Below are 7,050 nucleotides of genomic sequence, written 5' to 3'. Positions count from 1 at the left end.
GACCGGCGAGTGAACCGGGCCAGGTGGGCGAGCACTGATCGGGCCGACCGGGGCACTGCGGCGAGCCTGGGCCGGGCGTGCCGCGTCCGTCCGGTGGCCCGTCCATGAGCGGGCCGCCGGCCGTTCCGCCGGTCGGCGGCACATTCGGTGCGGTGCCTGCGTCCGCCCGACCGGCGAGTGAATCGGGGCCGGGCGGACGAAGGCCGATCAGGTCGGCTCGAGGCCGCGCCGCGCGCGCAGGGTGCGGTCGGCGGCGGAGAAGAGCCGGTCGATCACGATGCCGATCACCAGAATGATGATCATCGTGGCGATCATGTCGGGTGCGTCGATGTTCTCCCGCGCGTACTCCAGGCGTACGCCGAGTGAGGCGTGGTGGCCGATGATGACCAGCAGCTCACCGGCCATCAGGCTGCGCCAGGCGAACGCCCAGCCCTGCTTGAGGCCGGTCACGAACGCCGGCAGCGACGCGGGCAGGATCAGGTGCCGGTACAGCGCGATGCCGCGCAGTCCCAGGATCTTGCCCGCGCGCAGCAGGATCGGCGGTGTGTAGTCCACACCGGCGATCAGGCCGTTGGCGATCGAGGGCGCGGCGCCGATCACGATGACGAACAGGATGGCGCTCTCGCTGAGCTGGAACAGCAGGATGGCGAGCGGGAACCACGCGATCGACGGCATGGTCTGCAGGCCGGTGATCAGCGAGCCGAACGCCACCCGCAGGAACCGCACGCGCGAGACGACGGCGCCGAGGACCGCGCCGACGAGGATCGCCAGCGCGAAGCCGATCACGGCGCGGCGCATGGTCAGGCCGAGCCCGGACCAGAACGCGCCCTCGCCCAGGTCCTTCCAGAGCTGTGGGAAGACGTCGCCGGGACCGGGCAGCACGTACGTCGGCTTCCAGCCGCTCAGCACGACGAGCTCCCAGATGGCGACGGCGATGGCGACCGCGGCCAGGACCGGCCAGGTCGACGCCCACGCGCGGCGCACCACGCCGTGCTGTGACCTGGCCGCCATCTCCAGGGCGTCCAGTCCGGCGATCTGGCGTTCGAGGCCGCTCGCGTCCGGCTCGGGGGTGTCGATCACGTCGGTGTCACGCGCCATGGCGGCCGACCTCCTCGCGCAGCCGGTCGGTGATCTCCGCGGCGAGGGTGGCGACCTCGCCGGAGTCGGTGCGGCGGGGCCGGTCGAGGGGCACCGGGAACTGCTCGACGACCGTGCCGGGACGGCTGGACAGCAGCACGACCCGGTCGCCGAGCCGTACCGCCTCCCGCACGTTGTGCGTCACGAACAGGACCGTCAGCGAGCGTTCGGACCAGATCCGCTCCAGCTCGTCGTGGAGCAGGTCGCGGGTCATCGCGTCGAGCGCGGCGAACGGCTCGTCCATGAGCAGCACGTCGCTCTCCTGCGCGAGCGCCCGCGCGATCGCCACGCGCTGGCGCATGCCGCCGGACAGCTCGTGCGGCCGCTTCTTGCCGAACCCGCGAAGGTGCACGACCTCCAGCAGCTCGGCGGTCCGCGTCCGGCGCTCGGCCTTGGCCACCCCCCGGGTGCGGAGGGCCAGCTCGATGTTGCCGTTCACGGTCAGCCACGGGAACAGGGCGGGCTCCTGGAACATCAGCCCGACCCGCGCGCCGTCGACGTCCACCGAGCCGAGGGTCGGCCGGTCCAGGTTCGCGATGATCGACAGGAGCGTGCTCTTGCCGCACCCCGAGGCGCCGAGGATGGAGACGAACTCCCCGCGCGCCACCGTCAGCGACACCTGATCGAGCGCGAGCAGCGCGCCGCGGCCCGTGCCGTACGCCTTGGAGACCTGTTCGATCGTGACCGCCGGGACGGTCGCGCTTCCGGCCTCATCCCGCGTCATGACGCTCATGACCCCTCCTTCGCCCCACCCCGCGAGAAGACTCCGCGCCTCCGCGGGGACCGCGGGAGGAGCGGAGTGACCAGGACGCCTCGCTCACTCATGAGTCGCTCACCGCCGGTTCTCCCTTGGCCTTCAGCACCTCGTTCAGCGGACCGAGGTCGAAGATGCCCTTCAGATCGACGTGGTCGAGCAGTCCGACCTGCTCCGCGTGCTGCGCGCTGGCATTGAGCGACGACGCGATCGGGTCGTTGGTGAAGGTGACGTTCTTGAACGTGGAGTCCAGGACGTCCTGCTTGAGCGGCTTGCCGGTGAGGGCCTGCAGCTCGGCGTTGGCCGCCTTCTCGGCGTCGGCCTTGTCGTTGTTGATGTAGTCGGTGGCCTCGACCTGGGCCTGCAGCAGCTTCTTGACCAGGTCGGGGTGCTTCTTCTGGAACTCGGTCCGCACGATCAGCAGGGTGACCACGAACTTGCCGCCCGGCCACAGCGAGGCCTCGTCGACGAGCTTCTTGCCCTTGCCCTCCAGGATCAGCCGGGAGGCGTACGGCTCGGGCACCCACGCCCCGTCGATCTGGTTCTGCTCGAAGGACTGGAGGGTCTGGGAGTTGTCCTGCGGCATGATGTGGACGTCGCCGCCGCCGTTCTTGTCCGTCTTGAGCCCCTGCTGCTTGAGCCAGTAGCGCAGGGCGACGTCCTGGGTGTTGCCGAGCTGGGGCGTGGCGATCTTCTTGCCGCGCAGGTCGGCGGCCGACTTGATGCCGGGCTTGACGATGAGGGAGGCGCCGCCGCTCGCCGCGCCGGCGATGACCTTGATGGCCTGGCCGTGTGATTTGGCGAAGGCGTTGATGGCCGGATTCGGCCCGACGTACGTGGCGTCGACGGCGCCGGAGAAGACGGCCTCGGTGGCGGCCGGCCCCGCATTGAACGTCAGCGTCTTCGGCGCCTTTCCGAGGTACTTGGTGTACAAGCCCTTCTGTACGCCGACGAGCGCGGTGGCGTGCGTGATGTTCGGGAAGAAACCGAGCCGCACCTGGGTGTCGTCGCCGCCGGAGGACTTGTCGGAGCCGCCACACGCAGTGAGCAGCCCGGTACCGGCGAGGACGGCGAGGCCGAGGGCGGCGAACCGCGATTTCATCGCAACTCCCAATTGCCTATAGAACATGTATGAATGGTCGCCTAAGTAGACAAGGATCACGAAGTTGCCGTCAAGTCCGCGCCAGCGGGATGTAACCGGCTGACCACCGAAGACAGATGGCCACGAGACGACGCGTACCGGAACTCCGCGCCGGTGATTCGGAAACAGGGGTGGCGTTGCGTCGCCCCCTTGTCCGGGGCGGCTAGGCTCGGGGACCGAAACGTCTCGTAGTGATCACAAGGAGATCAAGTGTCGTCGATCGACGCCGTCCACGCTCGGGAGATCCTCGACTCCCGTGGTAATCCCACTGTCGAGGTCGAGGTGCTGCTCGACGACGGCAGCGAGGCACGCGCCGCGGTGCCGAGCGGAGCCTCGACCGGCCAGTTCGAGGCCGTCGAGCTGCGCGACGGTGGTGAGCGCTACAACGGCAAGGGTGTGGAGAAGGCCGTTCTCGGCGTGCTGGACGAGATCGCGCCGGAGCTCCTGGGCTACGACGCCGACGACCAGCGCCTCATCGACCAGGCGCTGATCGACCTCGACGGCACGCCCGACAAGTCCCGGCTGGGGGCCAACGCCATTCTCGGCGTCAGCCTCGCGGCGGCCAAGGCGGCGGCCAAGACGGCCGACCTGCCGCTGTTCCGCTACGTCGGCGGCCCGAACGCCCACCTGCTGCCGGTGCCGATGATGAACATCCTCAACGGCGGTGCCCACGCGGACACCAACGTCGACATCCAGGAGTTCATGATCGCCCCGATCGGCGCGCCGACCTTCGGCGACGCCGTCCGCTGGGGCGCGGAGACCTACCACGCGCTCAAGGCGGTGCTCAAGGGCCGCGGCCTGGCCACCGGCCTCGGCGACGAGGGCGGCTTCGCTCCGGAGCTGCCGAGCAACCGCGACGCCCTCGACCTCATCCTTGAGGCGATCAAGAGCGCCGGCTTCCGCCCGGGCACCGACATCGCGCTCGCGCTCGACGTGGCCGCGACCGAGTTCCACACCGACGGCGTGTACGACTTCGAGGGCGCCAAGCGCTCCGCCGAGGAGATGGCCGCCTACTACGGCGAACTGCTCGAGGCGTACCCGCTGGTCTCCATCGAGGACCCGCTGTCGGAGGAGGACTGGGCGGGCTGGAAGGCCCTCACCGAGGCCGTGGGCGACAAGGTGCAGGTCGTGGGCGATGACCTGTTCGTCACCAACCCCGAGCGCCTCCAGCGTGGCATCGACGCCGGCTCGGCCAACGCGCTGCTGGTCAAGGTGAACCAGATCGGCACGCTCACCGAGACGCTCGACGCCGTGTCGCTGGCTCAGAGCAACGGTTTCCGCTGCATGATGAGCCACCGTTCCGGTGAGACCGAGGACACCACGATCTCCGACCTGGCCGTCGCGACCAACTGCGGGCAGATCAAGACCGGCGCGCCCGCGCGCAGCGACCGGGTGGCCAAGTACAACCAGCTGCTCCGCATCGAGGAGCTGCTCGACGACGCCGCCCGTTACGCCGGCGCCGCCGCCTTCCCGCGGTTCCGCTGGTCGTAGGCGACGGTGCCCGAGGCGAAGCGCAGGCCGCCGGACTCCGACGCGGTCGACGCCAAGGAGCTGCGGCGCGCCCACCTCACGGGGCGCGCCGCGATCTTGGCCGTGGTGGCCTGCGCGATCGCACTGAGCCTGGCCTACCCGGTCCGGGAGTACATCGCGCAGCGCCGTGAGATCGCCCAGCTCCGCGTCCAGCAGCGGCAGGCGCAGCAGCAGGTCGAACAGCTCGCGGCGCAGAAGCAGCGGCTCGGCGACGAGTCCTACGTACGCCGTGAGGCCCGGCGCCGCCTGCACATGTGCGATCCCGGCGCCAAGTGCTATGTCGTCGTCGGGGGCGACGACGGCGGAGACCAGAGTGCCGCGCGCAAGACGCCGGCGCCGACGCCGCCCTGGTACGTCACCCTGTGGCGCTCGGTGGACGCGGCCGATCAGCACCGCTGACCGCATAACCTTGCAAGCGATGCCAGGCCGGCCCGGCAGCCGCCCGGCCCGCATGCACGTACGCAAGGCTCGAAGGGAAACCGGTGATCGACCAACGCGACGCTGCGGCCGTCGCGGCTCAGCTCGGCCGTGAGCCGCGCGGGCTGCGCGCGGTCGCCCACCGTTGCCCCTGCGGGCTGCCCGATGTGGTGGTGACCGCGCCGCGTCTGTCCGACGGCACGCCGTTTCCGACGCTTTATTACCTCACCTGTCCGAAAGCGGCCTCTGCCATCGGCACCCTCGAGGCGAGCGGGATGATGAGGGAGATGACGGACCGGCTGGCCTCCGATCCGGAGCTGGCCGCCTCGTACGCCGCCGCCCACGAGGACTACCTGACGCGTCGCGACGCCGCCGCGCGCGCGGCGGGAACCGATCCACTACCAGCGGGAACGCAGAGCGCCGGCGGTATGCCGGCCCGGGTCAAGTGTCTGCACGCGCTGGTGGCGCACGAGCTCGCGGTGCCGGGGGCGAACCCCTTCGGCGCCGAAGCACTCAGCGAACTCCCGGACTGGTGGCGAGCCGGGAGTTGTGTCAATGTCGAACAGACTTCACAGACCACCTGTCAACCAAGTCAGGAAGCTGTCATGATCGCTGGTGCGATGAGCACCGAAGACAGGCCGCCCCACCCGGAGCAGGGCGAATGAGCGCCGCGACACGCGTCGCCGCCATCGACTGCGGCACCAATTCCGTACGCCTTCTCATCGCCGACATCTCCGGCGACGAGCTGGTGGAGATCGAACGCCGGATGGAGATCGTCCGGCTCGGTCAGGGCGTCGATCGGACCGGACGGCTCGCGCCGGAGGCGCTCGAACGCACCTTCACCGCGATGCGCGGCTACGCCAAGCTCATCGCCGGGCACGACGCCGAGCGCGTGCGCGTCGTGGCCACCAGCGCCACCCGCGACGCCGCCAACCGCGACGACTTCGTACGGGGCGTCGTCGAGATCTTCGGCGTCGAGCCCGAGGTGATCACCGGCAAGGAGGAGGCACAGCTCTCCTTCACGGGCGCGACCAAGGACCTGGCGGCTCTGCGCCCCATGCGCCCGTACCTCGTCGTGGACATCGGCGGCGGCTCGACCGAGTTCGTCCTCGGCACCACCGAGGTCGAGGCGTCGCGTTCGGTCGACATCGGCTGCGTCCGCATGACCGAACGCCACCTGTGCTCCGATCCGCCGTCGCCCGAGCAGCTCGCGGCGGCCGTCGCCGACATCGACGCGGCCCTCGCCGCCGTACGCACGGGGGAGAGCACCCGCGACGAGGCCGCCGCCCGGGCCGGCGAGGCGACGTTCGCGGAGGCCGACCTCGCGGACGCGAGCGCCGGCATGCCGCTGCCTCCGCCCCCGCCGGCGCCGCCGCTCGTCCCGCCGATCCCGGTCGAACGCGCCCGCACGCTCGTCGGGCTCGCGGGTTCGGTGACGACCGTCGCCGGCATCGCCCTGGACCTTCCGGAGTACGACTCCGAGCGCATCCACCTGTCGCGCGTGAAGGTCCGCCAGGTCCACGACGTGACCCGCATGCTGCTGCACTCGACCCACGACGAGCGCGCCGCGATCGGCGTCATGCACCCGGGCCGCGTCGACGTCATCGGCGCGGGCGCGCTGATCCTCGACCGGATCATGCGGGAGTACGGGTTCAACGACGTGGTCGTGAGCGAACACGACATCCTGGACGGCATCGCCTGGTCGCTGGTCTGAGCCGACGTGACCAGGGTGAACGCGCCGTTCGTGCCGCCGGGGACGGGATGGCCGGGTGATCCGGCGCGGGCGGACACTCCCGTGGCCACCGATCCCGCGTCCGTGGGCTCGCTCGCCGCGCAGGCGCCGTCTCTGGACGAGCTGGTGGCCCGGCAGTCGGTCTGCCGGGCGTGCCCGCGCCTCGTCGCGTGGCGCGAACAGGTCGCGGTCGAACGCCGCCGCGCGTACGCGGACGAGGAGTACTGGGGCCGGCCCGTCCCGGGCTGGGGCGATCCGTCCCCGCGCGTCCTGATCGTCGGCCTGGCCCCCGCCGCCCACGGCGGCAACCGCACGGGCCGGATCTTCACCGGCGACCGG

7 protein-coding genes and 1 pseudogene are annotated in these 7,050 nt (G+C 70.8%); 5 read left to right on the top strand and 3 right to left on the bottom strand.

Annotated features, from left to right (window positions below; translation table 11 throughout):
- Positions 1-207 precede the first annotated feature (207 nt).
- The 3 genes from ACFFNX_RS37120 to ACFFNX_RS37110 form a co-directional block, all read right to left on the bottom strand.
- Positions 208-1,098 (bottom strand): ABC transporter permease, encoded by an 891-nt coding sequence (locus ACFFNX_RS37120; RefSeq protein WP_378210714.1) that lies wholly within the window; start codon positions 1,096-1,098, stop codon positions 208-210.
- Positions 1,088-1,870, bottom strand: coding sequence for an ABC transporter ATP-binding protein (locus ACFFNX_RS37115; RefSeq protein ID WP_378210713.1), 783 nt, complete (start codon positions 1,868-1,870; stop codon positions 1,088-1,090). The genes ACFFNX_RS37120 and ACFFNX_RS37115 overlap by 11 nt, the downstream gene beginning before the upstream one ends.
- An 88-nt stretch (positions 1,871-1,958) precedes the next feature.
- On the bottom strand, positions 1,959-2,993 hold the full coding sequence (locus ACFFNX_RS37110) for an ABC transporter substrate-binding protein (RefSeq protein WP_378210712.1): 1,035 nt from the start codon (positions 2,991-2,993) through the stop codon (positions 1,959-1,961).
- 249 nt (positions 2,994-3,242) lie between these two features.
- Between ACFFNX_RS37110 and eno the strand changes: the two genes are divergently transcribed.
- The 5 genes and pseudogenes from eno to ACFFNX_RS37085 form a co-directional block, all read left to right on the top strand.
- Positions 3,243-4,523 carry a phosphopyruvate hydratase gene (gene eno / locus ACFFNX_RS37105; protein ID WP_378210711.1) on the top strand — a complete coding sequence of 427 codons (1,281 nt, stop codon included), beginning with the start codon at positions 3,243-3,245 and terminating at the stop codon, positions 4,521-4,523.
- Positions 4,524-4,529: 6 nt separating this feature from the next.
- Complete coding sequence (locus ACFFNX_RS37100; RefSeq protein ID WP_378210710.1) at positions 4,530-4,961, top strand: FtsB family cell division protein; 432 nt, start codon at positions 4,530-4,532, stop codon at positions 4,959-4,961.
- 83 nt (positions 4,962-5,044) lie between these two features.
- Positions 5,045-5,644, top strand: coding sequence for a DUF501 domain-containing protein (locus ACFFNX_RS37095; RefSeq protein ID WP_378210709.1), 600 nt, complete (start codon positions 5,045-5,047; stop codon positions 5,642-5,644).
- Entirely contained in the window at positions 5,641-6,693 is a 1,053-nt protein-coding gene (locus ACFFNX_RS37090; RefSeq protein ID WP_378210708.1) for a Ppx/GppA phosphatase family protein, read from the top strand. Before ACFFNX_RS37095 ends, ACFFNX_RS37090 begins: the two co-directional genes overlap by 4 nt.
- Positions 6,694-6,699: 6 nt before the next feature.
- Positions 6,700-7,050 (top strand): annotated as a pseudogene (locus tag ACFFNX_RS37085) (uracil-DNA glycosylase); the annotation flags it as partial.

The sequence above is a fragment of the Actinoallomurus acaciae genome (genome assembly GCF_042429965.1).
Lineage (GTDB): Bacteria > Actinomycetota > Actinomycetes > Streptosporangiales > Streptosporangiaceae > Actinoallomurus > Actinoallomurus acaciae.
The sequence above is the reverse complement of the archived record's forward strand: the minus strand, read 5'-3'. Positions and strand labels throughout refer to the sequence as shown.